The 18,215-nt window shown below is 64.1% G+C and carries 16 protein-coding genes; 12 read left to right on the top strand and 4 right to left on the bottom strand.

Translation table 11 applies throughout. The features are described from left to right. The first annotated feature begins 16 nt into the window (after positions 1-16). Positions 17-1,546, top strand: a complete 1,530-nt coding sequence (locus tag ASD44_RS06440) for a DHA2 family efflux MFS transporter permease subunit (protein WP_056115569.1) — start codon at positions 17-19, stop codon at positions 1,544-1,546. A 51-nt stretch (positions 1,547-1,597) separates the two neighbouring features. On the opposite strand, the gene ASD44_RS06435 is transcribed toward ASD44_RS06440, so the two are convergent. Beyond that, complete coding sequence (locus ASD44_RS06435) at positions 1,598-2,083, bottom strand: CAP domain-containing protein (protein WP_056115567.1); 486 nt, start codon at positions 2,081-2,083, stop codon at positions 1,598-1,600. 235 nt (positions 2,084-2,318) lie between these two features. Here ASD44_RS06435 and ASD44_RS06430 point away from each other — a divergent pair, with 235 nt between their 5' ends. The 3 genes from ASD44_RS06430 to ASD44_RS06420 all read left to right on the top strand — a co-directional run bounded on the left by ASD44_RS06430 (position 2,319) and on the right by ASD44_RS06420 (position 5,192). Then, on the top strand, positions 2,319-3,143 hold the full coding sequence (locus tag ASD44_RS06430; RefSeq protein ID WP_056109944.1) for a DUF2189 domain-containing protein: 825 nt from the start codon (positions 2,319-2,321) through the stop codon (positions 3,141-3,143). Positions 3,144-3,334: 191 nt separating this feature from the next. After that, positions 3,335-4,195 (top strand): TIGR01459 family HAD-type hydrolase, encoded by an 861-nt coding sequence (locus ASD44_RS06425; RefSeq protein WP_056109942.1) that lies wholly within the window; start codon positions 3,335-3,337, stop codon positions 4,193-4,195. A gap of 10 nt (positions 4,196-4,205) precedes the next feature. Beyond that, a complete protein-coding gene (locus ASD44_RS06420; RefSeq protein WP_056109940.1) occupies positions 4,206-5,192 on the top strand; it encodes a bifunctional riboflavin kinase/FAD synthetase in 987 nt (328 codons plus the stop codon). A 9-nt stretch (positions 5,193-5,201) separates the two neighbouring features. Here ASD44_RS06420 and ASD44_RS06415 read toward each other — a convergent pair whose 3' ends face one another. Beyond that, positions 5,202-5,783 carry an HdeD family acid-resistance protein gene (locus ASD44_RS06415; protein ID WP_056109938.1) on the bottom strand — a complete coding sequence of 194 codons (582 nt, stop codon included), beginning with the start codon at positions 5,781-5,783 and terminating at the stop codon, positions 5,202-5,204. Positions 5,784-5,988: 205 nt separating this feature from the next. Between ASD44_RS06415 and ASD44_RS06410 the strand changes: the two genes are divergently transcribed. The 3 genes from ASD44_RS06410 to ASD44_RS06400 all read left to right on the top strand — a co-directional run bounded on the left by ASD44_RS06410 (position 5,989) and on the right by ASD44_RS06400 (position 10,807). Then, positions 5,989-6,735 (top strand): MipA/OmpV family protein, encoded by a 747-nt coding sequence (locus ASD44_RS06410; RefSeq protein ID WP_244478822.1) that lies wholly within the window; start codon positions 5,989-5,991, stop codon positions 6,733-6,735. A gap of 232 nt (positions 6,736-6,967) precedes the next feature. Beyond that, a complete protein-coding gene (gene ileS, locus ASD44_RS06405; protein ID WP_056109934.1) occupies positions 6,968-9,955 on the top strand; it encodes an isoleucine--tRNA ligase in 2,988 nt (995 codons plus the stop codon). A 177-nt stretch (positions 9,956-10,132) separates the two neighbouring features. After that, on the top strand, positions 10,133-10,807 hold the full coding sequence (locus tag ASD44_RS06400; protein WP_156459796.1) for a hypothetical protein: 675 nt from the start codon (positions 10,133-10,135) through the stop codon (positions 10,805-10,807). Positions 10,808-10,838: 31 nt separating this feature from the next. Here ASD44_RS06400 and ASD44_RS06395 read toward each other — a convergent pair whose 3' ends face one another. Beyond that, a complete protein-coding gene (locus ASD44_RS06395; protein ID WP_056109930.1) occupies positions 10,839-11,291 on the bottom strand; it encodes a nucleoside deaminase in 453 nt (150 codons plus the stop codon). Between the two features lie 101 nt (positions 11,292-11,392). On the opposite strand from ASD44_RS06395, the gene ASD44_RS06390 reads away from it, so the two are divergent. The 5 genes from ASD44_RS06390 (at position 11,393) to ASD44_RS06370 (ending at position 17,724) form a co-directional block, all read left to right on the top strand. After that, the gene (locus tag ASD44_RS06390; RefSeq protein ID WP_056109928.1) at positions 11,393-13,504 is read left to right on the top strand and encodes a pseudouridine synthase; all 2,112 of its coding nucleotides are present in this window, start codon (positions 11,393-11,395) and stop codon (positions 13,502-13,504) included. After that, positions 13,504-14,058, top strand: coding sequence for a 16S rRNA (guanine(966)-N(2))-methyltransferase RsmD (gene rsmD / locus ASD44_RS06385; protein WP_056109926.1), 555 nt, complete (start codon positions 13,504-13,506; stop codon positions 14,056-14,058). The genes ASD44_RS06390 and rsmD overlap by 1 nt, the downstream gene beginning before the upstream one ends. Before the next feature lie 137 nt (positions 14,059-14,195). After that, positions 14,196-15,524 carry a pitrilysin family protein gene (locus ASD44_RS06380; protein ID WP_056115565.1) on the top strand — a complete coding sequence of 443 codons (1,329 nt, stop codon included), beginning with the start codon at positions 14,196-14,198 and terminating at the stop codon, positions 15,522-15,524. Positions 15,525-15,526: 2 nt separating this feature from the next. Beyond that, positions 15,527-16,882: a pitrilysin family protein gene (locus ASD44_RS06375; protein WP_156459795.1), complete on the top strand. Its 1,356-nt coding sequence runs from the start codon at positions 15,527-15,529 to the stop codon at positions 16,880-16,882. Then, positions 16,879-17,724, top strand: a complete 846-nt coding sequence (locus ASD44_RS06370) for a patatin-like phospholipase family protein (RefSeq protein ID WP_056109923.1) — start codon at positions 16,879-16,881, stop codon at positions 17,722-17,724. Before ASD44_RS06375 ends, ASD44_RS06370 begins: the two co-directional genes overlap by 4 nt. Positions 17,725-17,739: 15 nt before the next feature. On the opposite strand, the gene ASD44_RS06365 is transcribed toward ASD44_RS06370, so the two are convergent. Further along, entirely contained in the window at positions 17,740-18,156 is a 417-nt protein-coding gene (locus ASD44_RS06365; RefSeq protein ID WP_056109921.1) for a VOC family protein, read from the bottom strand. Positions 18,157-18,215: the final 59 nt, after the last annotated feature.

Below are 18,215 nucleotides of genomic sequence, written 5' to 3'. Positions count from 1 at the left end.
AACTCCCATGGCCCAGATCGCTTCGGTCGATCCCCATAACGTGCCGCATCGCGGCCTGATCACCATCGCCCTGATGCTGGCGACGATCATGCAGGCGCTGGACACCACCATCGCCAACGTCGCGCTGCCGACCATGACGGGCAATCTCGGCGCGTCGCCGGACAACATCAACTGGGTGCTGACCTCGTATATCGTGGCGGCGGCTATCATGACGCCGGTGACGGGCTGGCTGGCCGACCGCCTCGGCCGCAAGGAATTGTTCCTGGCCTCCGTGATCGGGTTCACCGTGTCTTCGATGCTCTGCGGCCTGGCGTGGAGCCTGGAGACCATGGTGCTGTTCCGTCTGATGCAAGGCGTCTTCGGCGCAGCGATCGTGCCGCTGTCACAGACATTCCTGCTCGACATCAACCCGAAGGAACGCCACGGCCAGGCCATGGCGATCTGGGGCGCCGGCATCATGCTCGGTCCGATCCTGGGGCCGATGCTTGGCGGCTGGATTACCGAAAACCTCAACTGGCGCTGGGTGTTCTTCATCAACCTGCCGGTCGGCATCCTCGCCTTCCTGGGCATGGCCATCTACCTTCCCAAGATTGCCAAGCGGGTGCGGAGCTTCGATTTCTTCGGCTTCGCGATGCTGTCGCTGGGTGTCGGCGCGCTTCAATTGATGCTCGACCGCGGCGGCGAGGTGGACTGGTTCTCATCGGTCGAAATCTGGATCGAACTCGGCCTGTCGCTAACCGGCTTCTGGGTGTTTGCCATCCACATGGCGAGCGCCGAGCACCCCTTCATCGATCCGCATATTTTCCTGGACCGCAATTTCCTGACCGGCCTTGCGTTCATCTTCGTCATGGGCGTGCTGATCCTGGCGAGCATGGCGCTGCTTCCGCCCATGCTGTCGAACATCTTCGGCTATCCGACCGTCACCACCGGCGTCGTCATGGGGCCGCGCGGCGTCGGCACGATGGTGGCGATGCTTGTCGTCGGCCGTATCATGAACCGGATCGACGCCCGGATCCTGGTGCTGATCGGCTTCCTGCTGACGGCGCAGTCGCTCTACACCATGGCGAGCTTTTCGCCGGAGATGGACGACAAGCTGATCCTCATCTCAGGCGTCATCCAGGGTCTGGGCATGGGAATGGTGTTCGTGCCGCTGTCGACCGTGGCGTTCGCCACACTCGACACGCGTTTCCGCACCGACGCGACGGCGCTGTTCAGCCTCGTGCGCAATCTTGGCTCGTCAATCGGTGTTTCGATCGTGGCCATGCTTCTGAGCCGCAACGTCCAGGTCAATCACACTGAATTGTCCACCTACATCAACCCCTACAACCCGAACCTGTGGGCTGCGTCGCCGCAAGCCGCGGCTGGAGACCCGGCGGCGCTTTCGCGGCTTGACGGCATGGTCAACATGCAGTCGCAGATGATCTCCTACAACAACGACTTCAAGCTGCTGATGGTGATGACGCTGGCCGCCATTCCCTTCATCATCCTGCTGCGCAAGCCGAAGGCCAAGCCAGCGGGTGGCGCGCCTGCGGTGCATATGGATTGAGGTAGGCAGTAGGCAGTAGGCAGTAGGCAGTTGCCGATTGCCGATTGCCGACTATCGTCCCATAACCAGCGCCCAATACCGCCAATCCGGCCTTTTATCGTCGCGGACATAGGCGAGACCGAAGCGCTCGAACCGCGGATCGAGCAAATTGCGCCGGTGCGGCGGCGAGTTCATCCACATGTCGAAGAGCCGGGTGAGGTCCATGCGGCCTTCGGCGATGTTTTCCGCGGCCGCGCCTTCGATGCCGTTGCCTTTGACGCGGGTGGCGAAATCCTTGCCCCAGCCGGTGGTGTGGACCATGCGCTTCGAAGCCGCCATGTAGCCGGCCTGCTGCAGCGCCGCTTGTTCGAGCCGGCTGTCCGGCGTCATGGCCGGCAGCCCTTCCTGGCGGCGCAGGCCGGCGACAATGCCGGCGGCGGACGACGATGCGCCCGCGCCGTTCCGGGACAAACGCATGGTGCCACAGGACGCCAGCGCCAGCAGGCCGGCCATGCCCGCGCCTTGCAGGAATAGCCGCCGGTTCGGCGCCAAGCTCATATCATTCGGATCGGAGGACGTGTCGGTCAGGAAAGCCATCATATCGGGCTTAGCGACAATCATGGCTTTTGACGGGCAGCGACGGGCAAAAACCCATATGACGCATTCAGATGGCTCCCTGCTGCGAATAAAAAGACAAATTCCGCGAGATCGGCTAGACTGCCGGTTCGTTCACGAGTGGCAGCTTTGGCGGCCTTCATATCTCTGGCCGCCTTCAACCAACGGGAGGACGGCTATGTCCAGCTTTCATGTCATGGCGGATGCACGCGGCGGCTATGTAAAGCCGGCGGTTCGGCGCATCACGGCAGCAGATTTGACCGACGCCCTGCGTCTCGGTTTCGAGGATTTCTGGGCGAAACCCTCGCACTACGTTTTCCTGTGCCTGATCTATCCCATCGTCGGCGTCATCCTGACCTACTGGTCGTCCGGCTCGAACGCGGTGCAACTCATCTATCCGCTGATGACCGGTTTCGCGCTGGTCGGTCCCTTCGCTGCGATCGGTCTCTATGAGATCAGCCGGCGGCGCGAACTCGGCATGGATACGTCCTGGCGGCACGCGCTCGATGTGCGGCATTCCCCGGCGCTGCCGTCGATAGCTGTGCTCGGCGCGATGCTGGTCGCCTTGTTCCTGTTGTGGCTGTTCGTGGCGGAATCCATCTATGTCAGCCTGTTCGGTGACGGCCTGCCACAATCGATTGGCGGCCTGCTGCAGGAAGTGCTGACGACCGAACGCGGCTGGATGCTGATGCTGCTCGGCAACGCCGCCGGTTTCGTGTTCGCCGTCGTCGTGCTCGCCACGACCGTCGTCGCCTTTCCGCTGCTGCTCGACCGCGACGTCGGCGCGGTCGCTGCGATCGAAACGTCGGTGCGCGCCGTCATGGCCAATCCGGTGCCGATGGCGCTGTGGGGCCTGACGGTGGCAGCACTTCTCGCTATTGGCTCGATCCCTGTCTTTGCCGGATTGGCGATCGTGCTGCCGGTTCTCGGCCATGCGACCTGGCATCTCTACCGCAAGGTGGTGGAGCCGGAACACGCGTCGAGGCCACGAAGGCCGATGTAGCTGGCCCTCGTCAATCGAAGCGCAGCCGTCCGAGAAAGGGCGGCTGGTGAAGTCTGCTCTCCGCTGACCTTCCATTTATGCGCGGTCCGTCCGCGCGAAAGCTGGTGACAGGGTGAGGCTGTTCGGTTAATCCGAGCCTTGCTGGCGATCCGCCACGACCATCCTTCGAAGGAAAAGGTTTGCAGCACGGCATGGCATCCTTGCCCGACATGATCGATTCCCTCGACGCTATCATCGCGCGCTACGACGCCGTCCTGTGCGACGTGTGGGGCGTCGTTCACAATGGCGAGACGCATTTCGAGGCTGCTTGCGCGGCGCTGAAGCGTGTGCGCGATACCGGCCGCGCGGTGGTCCTGATGACCAATTCGCCGCGCCGCAGCGATTCCGTGCTCTCTCAACTGCGGACCATCGGCGTGCCGGACGACTGTTTCGACCGCGTCGTCAGTTCCGGCGATGTGACCCGCCAGCTTATCGCCGAGGGACCGCGCAAGGTCTTCCACCTCGGACCTGACCGTGATCTTGGCCTCTACGACGATCTGGACGTGGAAATGGTCGAGGAATTCGAGGCGCAGTCTGTCGTCTGCACCGGCCTGTGGAACGATGACGACGATACGCCGGAGGACTACCGCGAACTGCTGATGCGGTTGCGGGCGCGCAACCTGCCGTTCATCTGCGCCAATCCCGACATCGTCGTCGAGCGCGGCGACCGCCTCATCTGGTGCGCCGGCGCGCTGGCGCGGGATTATGGCCAGCTGGGCGGCCGTACGCTGATCGCGGGGAAACCCTACGCACCTATCTATCAGGCCTCGCTGAAGGCAGCCGGCGACGTGCTTGGCCGCGAGATCGGCCGCGATCGGGTTCTCGCTATCGGGGATGGCATGATGACCGACATCAAGGGCGCGGTGGATAACGGCATCGACGTGCTCTACGTCTCCGCCGGCATCCATGCCCGCGACTATGGCGATCCGCTCAATCCGGACCGGGACAGGCTGGCGGCCTTCCTCGACAAGCACGGCTATCGGCCGGTCGCCGTCATCCCCCGGCTGCGGTGACGGGGCGGGCATGAGAAAACCGTCGTTCGAACGTGTCGATGGCGCTCTGCCGGTGCCGGATCGGTTTCGTGGCGGCGTCGTGGCGATCGGCAATTTCGACGGCGTGCACCGCGGCCATCAGTCCGTGCTGCAGCGCGCGCTCGACGAGGCGGCGAAGCGTTCGGCGCCGGCGCTTGTGCTGACCTTCGAGCCGCATCCGCGCACGGTTTTCCGCCCTGATACGCCGCTCTTCGTGCTGACGTCGCCGCCGGTGAAGGCGCGGCTTCTGGCTGCCGTCGGCTTCGACGCCGTTGTCGAGCAGCCCTTTACCCGTGAATTCGCGTCGCTTTCGGCGGAATCCTTCATCACCGACGTTCTGGAGCACAAGCTCGGCGTCGGCCATGCGGTGACGGGATTTGATTTTCATTTTGGCAAGGATCGGCAGGGTGGCCCCGCTTTTCTGATGGCGGCGGGCGAGCGTCACGGCTTCGGCGTCACGCTGGTCGATGCCTTCCGGGACGAGGGGGCCGACGTGGTGTCGTCCAGCCGCATTCGCACGCTTCTGTCGCAAGGCGATCTCGGCGAGGCCAATGGTCTGCTTGGCTACCGCTATACGGTGGAAAGCCTGGTGACGGGCGGGCAGAAGCTTGGCCGCACGCTGGGATTCCCCACCGCGAACATGACGCTTTCGCCGTCCTTCGGCCTGAAGCAGGGCATCTATGCGGTGCGTTTCCGCCGCGCGGATGGCACGCTGCATGACGGGGTCGCGTCGTTTGGTCGGCGTCCCACCGTCGACGACAATGGCGCACCGCTGCTGGAAACCTTCCTGTTCGATTTTTCCGGCGATCTCTATGGCGAGATCTGCAGCGTCTCGTTCTTCGGTTATCTCCGAGGCGAGGAAAAGTTCGACGGGCTTGACGCGCTGGTGGCGCAGATGAAACGCGACGAGGCCGAGGCGAGGGCGCTTCTCGCCACGGTGCAACCGCTTTCCGGGATCGACGCCGAAATCGCCTTTTAGGCCACGGTCTTACGCCTGCTTCATCTTTCTGAGCGCCAGGCCGAAGGCAATGAAGGTCCAGCCCTGGAAGACGAGGTCGATGGCCAGGAACAGGCCGAGCACCCACAGGCTGTTCATCGGCCAGCGCAGCGCGATAAGCAGACCGGCCAGCGCGGTGATCACGCCGGCGGCGATGATCCAGCCGGAGCCCTTCTCGTCCCGATGCTGGTAGCCGATCCATGCCCGCAGGACTCCCGACGCGACCAGCGCGACCGCCAGCATAAAGGTCAGCACCGCCGATGCGAGCAGCGGATTGTAGAAGGCGAAGAAGCCGGCGACGGCGTAGAGCAGGCCGCTGAGCAGCCAGTAGGCGAAACGTCCCCAGGTCTTGACGCCGAAGGCGTGGACGATCTCGATCGCGCCGCCCAGAAGCATCAGCCAGCCGACGATGTAGACCGAAGCCACCGTCGCGATGAGCAAATTGCCGAAGGCGATGCCGCCAAGGATGAGCAGCAGGACGCCGAGGGCGACGAACCATCCCCATTTGTCGCGCGTCTGCCCGATGGCGTGTTTGAGGGCGTCGCCTTTGAGCGTGTTGCCTTGCAGGGTCATTGCCGCATCTCCATGAAAGCCTGCCTCGGGCGAGAGTAGTCCCGCTGCCCGCCGGCGTCCAGCGGCTGACTTTTCGGCCACAGGTCGCATTTAAATCAATTCTTAGGAGGACTTCGACAAAGGTTTTCCGTCACGAGTTGCGTAAGGTGTTTTCATGAGTCTCCCGAAGAAAGCCGCGGCGGTTTCATCCGTCCTCCTCCTGCTGATGCCGGCGAGTGCGCGGGCCGAGAACTGGTTTTCCGGCGATTGGTACCTGACGGTCGGCGTCACCGGGCTGGTCGCGCCGAATTTCGAGGGTGGCAAGAGATACCTTTTGAGTGCTCAGCCCATCATCTCGCTGGGCAAGGCCGGCAGGGATGCGCGGTTCGTGTCGCGCAACGACAATATCTCGCTGGCGCTGATCGACGATGGCGGCGTGCGCGCCGGCCTCAACGGCAAGATCCTGTTCGGCCGCGACAATGACGAGCGCGAGTTGCGGGGCCTCGACCGGGTACGCTGGGGCGGCGAGGCCGGTGGCTTTTTCGAGTTCTATCCGACGGACTGGATGCGGGTGCGGGCGGAGGCGCGGCGCGGCTTTCGCGCGCATAGCGGTTTCGTCGCCGACATCGCCGCCGATGCTTTCTACGACGTAACGCCGACGGTGCGTGTTTCGGGCGGGCCGCGCGTCTCCATGGCGTCGTCCGACTATTTCGACGCCTATTACGGCGTCAGCGCCAAGGAGGAGGCCGCTTCGGGCTTGAGCGAATACCATCCGAAGGGTGGCATCAAGTCATACGGCCTTGGCGGCGCTGTAAGCTGGAAAGTGACGGAGCCGATGACGACGAGCCTGTTCGGCGAATATTCGCGGCTTGCCGGGCCGGCCGCCGATTCCAGCCTGGTGAAGGAGCGCGGCTCGCGCGACCAGTTCACCGTCGGCGTATCGGCGACCTATCGCTTCGATTTCGCGATGTAAGTGACCTTCCAAGGCCACTTTATTCTTTGCCGTTCATCGGCTAAAAGCCGCGCCATGAACAGCGTTCGGCGCCAGCTTGCCTTTGCGATACGAATTACCGGCCCGGTGTTCCAGGCCGGCTGAGCTTGCTCTGCCGCCGGAGCCGCCGGGACTATGACGCGCATTTGCGCTTCTTCCAGAACATGATGGTTCAACGCCCTGGCCGCCGCCGGGCAACGCATATGGCAGAGCAATGAACGACACCGCCGAGACGATTGACTATTCCAAGACGCTTTACCTGCCGCAGACGGATTTCCCGATGCGCGCCGGCCTGCCGGAAAAAGAGCCGGTACTGGTCAAGCGCTGGCAGGACATGGACCTCTACAAGCGCCTGCGCGAGGACGCCGCCGGGCGGCCGAAATACGTGCTGCATGACGGCCCGCCCTACGCCAACGGCAACATCCACATCGGCCATGCGCTGAACAAGGTGCTGAAGGACGTCATCACCCGCTCGTTCCAGATGCGCGGTTATGACTCCAATTATGTGCCGGGCTGGGACTGCCACGGCCTGCCGATCGAATGGAAGATCGAGGAGGAGAACTATCGCTCCAAGGGCAAGTCGAAGCCCGATCTTTCCGACCCGGCCGCGATGATCGAGTTCCGGCAGGAATGCCGCCGTTATGCCGAACACTGGATCAAGGTGCAGGGCGACGAGTTCCAGCGGCTCGGCGTCGTCGGCGATTTCCACAACCCGTATCTGACCATGAGCTACCATGCCGAGGCGCGCATCGCCGGCGAATTGCTGAAATTCGCCATGAGCGGCCAGCTCTATCGTGGCTCGAAGCCGGTGATGTGGTCCGTGGTGGAACGCACGGCGCTGGCCGAGGCCGAGATCGAGTATCATGACTATGAGAGCGACACGATCTGGGTGAAGTTTCCGGTGGCTGTACTTAGCGCCGGAAGAATGTTTCGGCCTGAGGAAAGCGAAGCAATCAACACGCAATTGGATCAGTTGAGAGGAGCGTCAGTTGTCATCTGGACGACTACGCCTTGGACTATCCCCGGCAACCGTGCTGTCGCCTATTCGCCCCGCGTTTCCTATGGAGTTTATGAGGTTACGGCAGCGGAAAACGATTTCGGGCCACAGCCGGGTGAAAAGCTGATCTTCGCGGATGCGCTGGCGGAGGAATCCTTCGCCAAGGCAAAATTGCAATACAAAAAGTTGCGCGGTATTTCGGCGGAAGAACTTGAAAGCCTTACCCTTTCCCACCCTTTCAGAGGTCTCGGCGGCGGCTATGACTTCGCCGTCCCGATGCTGCCCGGCGATCATGTCACCGACGATGCCGGCACCGGCTTCGTGCATACCGCACCCGGGCATGGCCGAGAAGATTTTGACGCGTGGATGGATGCCGGCAAGGAATTGCGGGAGCGCGGCATCGATCCGGCAATCCCCTTCACCGTGGATGACGCCGGCTACCTCACCAAGGACGCGCCGGGCTTCGGACCCGACCGCGAGGGCGGGGCGGCGCGCGTCATCGACGACAATGGCAAGAAGGGCAACGCCAATCAGGCTGTCATCGACGAGCTTATCAAGCGCAATGCGCTGTTCGCGCGCGGACGGCTGAAGCACCAGTATCCGCATTCATGGCGGTCGAAGAAGCCGATCATCTTCCGCAACACGCCGCAGTGGTTTGTCTATATGGACAAGGAACTGGGCGACGGCACGACGCTGCGTTCCCGTGCCCTTGCCGCCATCGACGACACGCGCTTCGTGCCCGCCGCCGGGCAAACCCGGTTGAGGGCGATGATCGAGGAGCGGCCCGACTGGGTGCTTTCTCGCCAGCGCGCATGGGGCGTGCCGATCGCGGTGTTCGCCGATGCCGACGGCAATGTGCTGAAGGACGAGGCGGTCAACCAGCGCATTGTCGATGCCTTCGAGACGGAGGGCGCGGACGCCTGGTTCGCCGAAGGCGCGCGCGAGCGTTTCCTCGGCAGCCGGGCCAACGAGCCGTGGCTGATGGTCAAGGACATCCTCGACGTCTGGTTCGATTCCGGCTCGACCCACACTTTCACGCTGGAAGACCGGCCGGACCTGAAATGGCCGGCGGACGTCTATCTCGAAGGCTCCGACCAGCATCGCGGCTGGTTCCATTCCTCGTTGCTGGAAAGCTGCGGCACCAGGGGCAGGGCGCCCTACAATGCGGTCATCACCCATGGCTTCACCATGGATGAGGAAGGCCGCAAGATGTCGAAATCACTCGGCAACACGGTCGTGCCGCAGGATGTCATCAAGCAGTCTGGCGCCGATATCCTGCGCCTGTGGGTGGTGACGACCGACTATTGGGAGGACCAGCGGCTCGGCAAGACCATCCTGCAGACCAACATCGACGCCTACCGCAAGCTGCGCAACACCATCCGCTGGATGCTCGGCACGCTGGCGCATGACGACGGCGCGGAGATTCCGCTTGCGGAGATGCCGGAGCTTGAGCGGCTGATGCTGCACCGGCTGGCGGAACTGGATGCGCTGGTGCGCGCAGGCTACGACGCCTTCGAGTTCAAGCGTATCACCCGCGCTTTGCTCGACTTCATGGTGGTGGAGCTTTCAGCCTTCTATTTCGACATCCGCAAGGACGCGCTCTATTGCGACGGACCGTCGAGCGTGAAGCGCAAGGCCTCGGTGCAGGTGGTGCGCCATCTTTTCGACTGCCTGGTGAAGTGGCTGGCGCCGATGCTGCCCTTCACGACGGAGGAAGCATGGCTGGAGCGCAACCCGGATGCTCGCTCGCTGCATCTCGAGCAGATGCCGACCGTGCCGGCCGAATGGCGCGACGACAAGCTCGCCGAAAAGTGGCGCAAGGTGCGGCAGGTCCGCAGCGTCGTCACCGGCGCGCTGGAACTGGAGCGCGCCCGCAAGACGATCGGATCCTCACTGGAAGCCGTGCCGGTCGTCTACATGACGGACGCCGCACTGGAGGATGCCCTGTCCGGCGTCGATCTCTCAGAAATCTGCATCACCAGCGATCTGGTCATCTCGCACGATACTGTGCCGCCGGAAAACTTCTCGCTTCGCGAGGCGCCGGGCGTGGCGGTGGTGATCGAGAAAGCGGAGGACCGGGGCTTGCGCAAATGCGCCCGCTCCTGGCGCTATACCGCCGACGTCGGCAGCGACCCGGCCTTCCCAGATGTTTCGGCGCGCGACGCCGAAGTGCTGCACGAGCTGAAGTCGCTCGGCCGGCTTTAGGTGCACAAATGCAACGCGAGGCCCGGTTTTCCGGCCCCGCGTTGCCCTTAACTGCCGGTTGAGGTAAACACGCAAAACTTCGCCAGACAAATTGTCGCCGGAATTTCGTCGGAAGAGCGAACAGGCAACGCCGCGCAACGGGCCGCGAACAGAGGTTACAGAGTGGGATTTTCGGGGATGACCAACAGACATCATGCGCGCCTTGCGCTGCTGACGCCGCTGGTCGCGTCGGGCCTGGCCCTGGCCGGCTGCATGAGTTCTCCCACCTATGGCACGGACAAGACCGCCAACGAGCAACTCGTCGGCGATCTCAGCAACGCGTTTTCGCTGGCGCCGAAGAACGGCAACTCGATCGACTACAAGCCGCGTCCCGCCCTGGTTAAGCCGGCGCCGGGGCAGAAGGAAGCCTTGCCCGCGCCGCAGGACAGCATCACGCAGACCGCGGCCGACCAATGGCCGGAATCGCCCGAGCAGAAGCGTGCGCGGCTTCGCGGCGAGGCGACCGCGAACCGCGACGACCCGAATTTCCAGCCGCAGATCGTCGACGACACCAATGACGGCAGCCGCGTGCCCGCGCTGCAGGCCGCCGAGTCGTCCGACAACGGCCATGAGATCGGCTGGACGCATCGCAAGGCGCTGGAAGACGGCGCGAAGTTCCGCCAGCAGCTGGCCGCGACCAAGCAGGGCGACCCGACGAGCCGCCGTTACCTCAGCGAACCGCCGCTCACCTATCGTGCCGCCGCGGCCACCGCGCCGCAGGGCGAATTGGGCGAGGACGAGTACAAGAAGGAACGCCGCCTGAAGCGCGAATCGTCCGTCAAGAAGGGCAAGTTCGACTGGTGGCCCTGGTAACCGGGCAAGCGCGGTTGATCGCAGGCCCGGCTCAGGGCTCGCGGCGTTCCCGGAAAAATTCCTTCAGCACGGATGCCGAGCGGCTTTCGTCGATCCCGGCATAGACTTCCGGCACATGATGGCAGGTCGGCGCGGAAAAGAACCGCACGCCGCTGACCACTGCGCCGCCCTTCTCGTCGGTCGCGCCAAAATAAAGCCGCCGCAGCCTTGCGAAGGAGATGGCCCCGGCGCACATGGCGCAGGGTTCGAGCGTGACGTAGAGGTCGTGGCCGGTGAGGCGTTCGGAGCCGAGCCGGCGGCAGGCCTCGCGGATGACCAGCATCTCGGCGTGGGCAGTGGGGTCGGCCAGTTCGCGGGTTCGGTTGCCGGCAGCAGCGACCACAACGCCATCACGTACCACCACGGCGCCCACCGGCACTTCGCCGCGCCCGGCTGCCGCTTCCGCTTCCGACAAGGCGACGGCCATGAAGTCCGGCCGTTTCACGCTGCGTCCATTCCGATTACTCCTCGCCACCCGGCAGCGATCCTGTTATCTAGCCGCGCAAACGCGCAATCTATCTAGCCGCGCAAAAGAGCAAAGACCACATGAGTGACGAAGACGACAAGAAGCCCAGGCGCGGAGGCGATGCGCCCCGCCCGCGCGGCAAGGCCGGCGCCGGTGGTAAAAGCTTCGGCGGCAAAGGTACTAGCGGCGGCAAGCCATCGGCCGGTTACAAGAAGCCCTTTGCCAAGCGGGCGGATGGCAAGCCTGCATCCAGCGCTGGACCGAAACGTGATTTCCAACGCAGCGAGCGGCCCGGTGCCGGCGGCGAGCGGCCCAAGCGCGATTTCCGCAAGGACGATTCGCGCGGCGAACGGCCGAAGCGCGATTTCAGCCGCCCCGGCCATGCGCCGGGTGGCGAGCGACCCCCGCGCAAGGATTTTGGCGAGCGCAAGCCCTACGAAAAGCGGGAAGGTGGAGCTCCGAGGCCGGGACGCTTCGAGCGCACTGGCCCGCGCGACAATGATGCCGTCCGCAGCGAACGCGGCGAACGGCCGCCTCGGCGCGAGTTTGGCGATCGCTCAGGCGCTGGGGGCGGCTCCTTTGCAAAAAAAACCTATGGCAGCGGCGATGGCGCCTCACGCAAGCCGTTCGACAAGCCGAACCAGGATTCCAGGCCCAAACGTGATTTCGGGCCAAAACGCGACTTCGGGTCGAAGCCGGATCAGGGACCGAAACGCGACTTTGGGCCCAAACGTGAATTCGGATCGGATCGAGGGCCAAAGCGCGATTTCGCTGCGAAGAAGGATTTCGGTGAGCGGAAGGATTTTGGTCCAAGGAAAGACTTCGGCGACCGCAAACCATCCGGTGAATTCAAGCCACGGCCGCGCCCGACGGAAGCTGTCGAGGAAAGCGGCGAGCGTATCGCCAAGCGGCTGGCGCGGGCCGGCATCGCATCCCGCCGCGACGCCGAGGAACTGATCGCCGCCGGCCGCATCAAGGTCAATGGCAAGGTGCTGGCTACGCCGGCGTTCAACGTCAGCGCCGCCGATGTCATCCATCTCGACGACACGGAAATTCCGGCCATCGAGCGCACGCGGCTGTTCCTGTTCCACAAGCCGGCCGGCCTGGTGACGACAAACCGCGACCCCGAGGGCCGGAAAACGGTTTTCGACGTGTTGCCTGCGGAATTGCCGCGCCTGATGACCATCGGACGGCTCGACATTAACACCGAAGGACTGCTGCTTTTGACCAATGATGGCGGCTTGTCGCGCGTGCTGGAGCTTCCGGCGACGGGCTGGCTGCGGCGCTATCGTGTGCGCGTGCATGGCAAGGTGGATGAAAAATCGCTGGCCGGCCTGCGCGAAGGCATCGCCGTCGACGGCGTTTTCTACGGCGCGATCGAGGCGTCGCTCGAGCGTACGCAAGGCAGCAATGCCTGGCTGACCATCGGGTTGCGCGAGGGCAAGAACCGCGAAGTGAAGAATATCCTGGGGTCGCTGGGGCTCGAGGTTACGCGGCTGATCCGCATTTCCTACGGTCCTTTCCAGCTTGGCGAATTGGCGGAAGGTCACGTGCTGGAAGTCAAAGGCCGGATGTTGCGCGACCAGCTTGGCGAGCGGCTCGTCGAGGAATCGGGCGCCAATTTCGACGCTGAAATCGCCACACCGTTTTCCAACAAGCCGGTCCGGCGCACCGAACCCCGGCCTGACGAGGAAAACCGTCCGAAGTTCACCCGTGACGGCGACCGCCGGCCCATCGGCGAGGGCGGGCTGATCAAGAACCGCAAGCGCAAGGAAAACAGCCGCGACGAAGCGCTGGGCAAGCTTTCGACCCGGCCCGAACGGCCGAAGTTCGAGCGTGGGGAGCGGGCGGAGCGGCCGAAATTCGAACGCGGCGAAAATCCGGCACGCCCCGCAAAGTTCGGTGAGCGGCCAGATCGCTTCGTGACGTTTGCTCCCAAGCCTGGCGCCGACAAACCGGCGATCAAGCCCCGCGCCGGCAAGAAACCCGAGCGTCCGCAAAAGCCTATCGATCCTCCGGGCCAGCGCCGTGCGAATGTGTGGATGGCGCCGGGCGCGCGGCCGCAAACCAGGAAGGCGGAGGAAGATACGCCTTCAAAGCCCGGATCGTCCCGCCGTGACGAGGGTGGACGTGGGTCAGCAGAGGGCCGGTCTCGCTCCAAGGGGCCGCCCAGGCGTCCGAAGAGCCGCTGATGCGGATCGTCGGCGGCGAACTGCGCGGGCGGCCGCTGGCGACGCCCCACTCGAACGACATCCGCCCGACGACCGACCGGACGCGTGAGGCGGTTTTCAACGTGCTCGCCCACCGCTTTCCTGAAAAGCTTGCCGGCGCGCGTGTGCTGGACCTTTTCGCCGGGACAGGCGCGCTGGCGCTGGAGGCGCTGTCGCGCGGCGCGGCATACGCGGTGTTCGTCGAGGAATCCGCCGAGGGCCGCGGGCTGATCCGCACCAATGTCGAAGCGTTCGGGCTGACGGGACGCACCAAGATATTCCGGCGGAATGCGACGGCGCTTGGCGACGCCGGCACGCTCGGGCCCTTCGGGCTGGTGTTCGCCGATCCGCCCTATGGCAAGGGCCTGGGGGAGCGCGCGTTGCAATCGCTCCAAACCGGCGGCTGGCTTGCCCCCGGCGCGCTTTGCGTGGTCGAGGAAGCCGCCGCTGCACCCTTCGCGCCTGGCGACGGGTTTGCCGTCGTGGATGAGCGTTTCTACGGCGAGACGGTCATCCGCTTCATCGAAGCTGCCTGACTTCAGCCGTCTTTGGCGGTCACATGACGAACAATTCACTTTCCGCAGGCCCACGCCCTGCCTATCCTCCCGTCCGAAACGCCCGGAGCGACTGAATGAAGCATAGTGCCTGCTGGCCGAGCCGGTTCGTCATCCTGATGTTGTCGCTGGTTTCGACATCCGCCTTCGCCCAGCCATCGCCGGATGACAGCAAGATCACCAATTTCCTGCTCGACAATGGCATGGAGGTTGTTGTCATCCCCGACCATCGCGCGCCCATCGTCACCCACATGGTCTGGTACAAGGTCGGCAGCGCCGATGAGCCGCCGGGCAAATCCGGCATCGCGCATTTCTTCGAGCATCTGATGTTCAAGGCGACATCGACCCACGCGGCCGGCGAACTCGACCGTGCGGTGGCGTCGATCGGCGGCAACATCAACGCCTTCACCTCCTACGACTACACCGCGTTCTTCGAGACCGTCGCACCGTCGGCGCTTGGCCGGATGATGGAATTCGAGGCCGACCGCATGCGCAACCTGATCCTCACCGACCAGGTGGTGGCGACCGAGCGCGACGTGGTGCTGGAGGAGAGGCGCGCGCGCGTCGACAGCGATCCGCAGTCATTGCTGGAGGAAGAGGTCAACGCCACGCTGTACCAGAACCAGCCTTATCGCGTGCCCGTCATCGGCTGGATGCAGGAGATGGAGAAGCTCAACCGCGCCGACGCCAGGGCTTTTTACGACCGTTATTATCAGCCCAACAATGCCGTGCTGATCGTAGCCGGCGATGTCGAGCCAGCGGCGGTGAAGGCGCAGGCCGAAGAAACTTATGGAAAGCTCGCGCGGGGCCCGGCTCTGCCGCCGCGTATCCGACCTGACGAGCCGGAGCAAAACACCAGCCGCACGGTGACGCTGACGGATGCCCGCGTCAGCGTGCCCAGCTTCTCGACGCAATGGGTCGTGCCCTCCTATCACACCGCCAAGCCGGGCGAGGCAGAGGCGCTGGACCTTCTGGCCGAAATTCTCGGCGGTGGCGGCAGCCGCAGCCGCCTGTACCAGCAATTGGTGGTCAAGCAGGGCATCGCAGCCATGGCCGGCGCGTCATTCCAGGGCTCGATGCTCGACGACACCAGCTTCGCCGTTTATGCCTCGCCGCGGGGCGGCGCCAAGCTCGCCGATTTGCAGGCGGCGGTGAATGCCGAGATCGTCCGCATCGTCCGGGACGGCGTCACCGGCGAGGAACTGGAAAAGGCGAAGAACCGTTACGTCCGTTCCATGATCTTCGCGCGCGACAAGCAGAACTCAATGGCGAACATGTATGGCAGCACGCTTGCAACGGGCGGCACCGTCCAGGATATCGAGCAATGGCCAGACAGGGTCCGCAAGGTGACTGCGGCGGACGTGAAGCAGGTGGCGTCGCTCTACCTGGTTCTGGGTCGCTCGGTGACGGGCTATCTGCTGCCGCCGACGACACGGCTGGAGAATTGATGATGCCGAGCTTCGAAGCCGTGCGGACGCGCGTCGCCATTCCAGCCCTGACCATGGTTCTGTCGGTGCTGTTCCTCATCCTGCCGGCGATCACGGCGCGTGCCGCCGTCACCATTCAGGAGGTGAAATCCGACAAGGGCATCACCGCCTGGCTGGTCGAGGACTATTCGGTGCCGATCGTCACAGTGCGTTTTGTTTTCGACGGCGGCAGCACCCAGGACCCGCCCGGCAAGGAGGGGCTGGCCAACCTCATCACCGGACTGTTCGACGAGGGCGCGGGTGATCTCGACAGCGAGGCGTTCCAGGTTCGCCTGGACGACGCCGGGGCGGAGATGCATTTCGGCCAGACCCATGACAATATCTACGGTGCCATGCGCATGCTGGCCGAGCAGAAGGACGAGGCGTTCGATCTGCTGCATCTGGCGGTGCAGTCACCGCGTTTCGACACGGGACCGGTCGAGCGCATCCGTGGGCAGATCCTGGCTGGCATTGCCGCCAGCGAACGCGACCCGCAGAAAGTCGCAGCGACGAAATGGGCTGAGGCGCTCTACGGCGGCCATCCCTATGCGCGTCCTGACGAAGGGACGAAGGAAAGCGTCGCGGCGATCACGACGGATGACCTGCGCCAGTTCCATCGCGCCATGTTTGCCCGCGACGGCCTGCATGTGGCGGTGGTCGGCGCCATCGACGCCGCGACGCTGAAAACCAGGCTGGACGCGGTGTTCGGCGGCCTGCCGGAACGGCGGTCGCTGACCCCGGTGGCGGATGTCGATCTGAAGCTCGGCAATGAATTGCATGTCCCTTACGACCTGCCGCAGACGTCCATTCAGATGGCTTATCCCGGCGTGCCGCGCGATGCGCCGGATTTCTATGCCGCCGTTCTGATGAACGAAATTCTTGGCGGCGGCACCTTCACTTCGCGTCTGTTCGGGGAGGTGCGCGAGAAGCGCGGGCTGGCCTACAACGTCAGTTCCGGGTTGGTGAACGAAGACCATGTCTCCGCGCTGATGGTGGGCACGGCCACCCGCTCGGACCGCGCAACAGAGACGCTTGGCGTGGTGCGCGACGTCATCAGGCGCATGGCCGATGAAGGCCCGACGGAAGCTGAACTCGCTGCCGCCAAGACCTACATGGTTGGCGCCTACGCCATCAACAACCTGGATTCCTCCGGCGCCATCGCTTCGACCCTCATCGAGTTGCAACTGGCGAAGCTCGGCATAGACTACATGCAGCGGCGTGCCGGTTACATCGAGGGCGTGACATTGCAGGACGTCAAGGCGGTGGCCAAAAAGCTGCTTACCCCGGAACCGGCGGTCATGATCCTGGGACCAGCCCAGAAGGACGGGAGCGCCGGATGAGCCCGACTTTCGGCGTGGCTTTCGGCGGCGGCGGCGCGCGCGGCCTGGCGCATATCCATGTCATCGAAGCGCTCGACGAGCTGGGCGTCCGACCCGTCGCCATAGCGGGTTCGTCCATCGGCGCCATCATGGGCGCCGGCATGGCGTCCGGCATGGCAGGCCGGGACATCCACGACTATGCCCGCTCCATCCTGAGTACGCGCGCGCAGGTTGCGAGCCGCATGTGGCGGGCGCGTCCGGGCACCTTCGCCGAAGCTATGGAAGGCGGTTTGCGCGTCAGCCAGTTTAATATCGAGCGCATTCTCAAGGCGTTCCTGCCCGAGCAGGTGCCGGAGACCTTCGCCGAACTGAAGGTCCCGCTCAAAGTCACTGCAACCGATTTCTTCGGTCACAAGTCGACGGTTTTTCAGGATGGCGACCTGCATTCGGCGCTTGCCGCCTCGGCGGCGATCCCCGCCGTTTTCAAACCGGTGGTGCGCGGCGGCCGCATGCTGATCGATGGCGGCATCTACAATCCCGTGCCGTTCGATCTGATCGAGCACGACGCCGATATCATCATCGCGGTCGACGTCGTCGGCGCACCAACCGACGGCGAACGCAAACGGCCGACATCGGTCGACCTGATGTTTGGCGCGACGCAACTGATGATGCAATCCATCATCGCCAACAAGCTCACCCAGTGCCGTCCCGATATCCTGATCCGGCCGCCGGTGTCGCGGTTTCGCGTGCTCGACTTCCTCAAGATCGACGCCGTGATGGCGGAAACCGCGGCGGTCAAGGACGAGGTCAAACGCGCCGTCGAGGCGGCGCTCAAATCACAATACGAGCCGCGGAAGCACTGAAGCGTTCGCGTATGCTCAGTGCGCGAACACCTGCTCCATCGTGCGGAAACCCTTGAATTCGAGCGCATTTCCCGAAGGGTCGCGGATGAACAGGGTCGCCTGTTCGCCGGGCTGACCCTTGAAGCGCACCATTGGCTTCTCCAGCCAGTCGATGTCGTCGCGAGCCTCCAGCCGGGCGGCTAGCTTTTCCCACTCGTCCATCAGAAGCACGGCGCCGAAATGCGGGATCGGTACGGCGATGCCGTCCACCTTGCCGTCGCTGGCGGCGGCTGACGCCTGCGGCCTCAGATGCGCCGACATCTGGTGGCCGAAGAGGTCGAAATCCACCCAGGTATCGGACGACCGTCCGATGGCGCAGCCGAGCACGTCACCATAGAACGCGCGCGTCTCATCGAGGTCGCGGACAGGAAAAGCGAGGTGGAAGGGTGTCATGGCGCAGAAATCCGTTCTGTCGATTGGGATACTGACGGTCTCAATGATCCGTCATGATC

The sequence above is a fragment of the Mesorhizobium sp. Root554 genome, assembly GCF_001427025.1.
Taxonomy (GTDB): Bacteria; Pseudomonadota; Alphaproteobacteria; order Rhizobiales; family Rhizobiaceae; genus Mesorhizobium.
This window is presented reverse-complemented; position numbering and strand designations above follow the sequence as displayed.